At 67.0% G+C, this 446-nt stretch carries 2 protein-coding genes; one reads left to right on the forward strand and one right to left on the reverse strand.

Annotation, left to right across the window (positions count from 1 at the left end):
- Window positions 1–168 (forward strand): aspartate/glutamate racemase family protein (locus AB4Z35_RS30555; protein WP_442101237.1); only part of this gene is annotated, 168 nt, incomplete at its 5' end.
- A 65-nt stretch (window positions 169–233) separates the two neighbouring features.
- On the opposite strand, the gene AB4Z35_RS30560 is transcribed toward AB4Z35_RS30555, so the two are convergent.
- Window positions 234–446: phosphoribosylformylglycinamidine synthase subunit PurQ (locus AB4Z35_RS30560; RefSeq protein ID WP_442101236.1), on the reverse strand; the 213-nt coding region annotated here is incomplete at its 5' end.

The following is a 446-nucleotide window of genomic DNA, read 5'->3' on the forward strand; positions in this document are numbered from 1 at the left end:
GTCCTGGGCTGCGCGGGCATGACCGACCTGTGCGACGAGATCTCCGACGCGATTGGCGCGCCGGTCATCGACGGCGTGTCCTGCGCCGTAAAGATGGCCGAGGCGCTTGTCTCGCTGCGGCTCTCCACCAGCAAGCGCGGAGACTGGGGACTTGCGCATGGCAAATGAGCAAAAGAAAAGCCCGCTTGCGCGGGCTTTTCTGGGATTTCCGGCCGGCTAGCGCCTTGCAGCGATCAACCGACCCACTTCCGTGCGTTGCGGAACATGCGCATCCACGGGCTGCCRCCGTCCGTGGCCTGCTTCCAGGCGTCCGGGGCCCAGCTCATGGTGGCTGCACGGAACACGCGCTCCGGGTGGGGCATCAGGGCCGTAAAGCGGCCGTCCACGGTCGTGACCGAGGTGATACCGTCCGGCGAGCCGTTCGGGTTCAGCGGATAGGCCTGCGT

The sequence above is a fragment of the Pseudomonas sp. KB_15 genome, from assembly GCF_052114525.1.
Lineage (GTDB): Bacteria > Pseudomonadota > Gammaproteobacteria > Pseudomonadales > Pseudomonadaceae > Aquipseudomonas.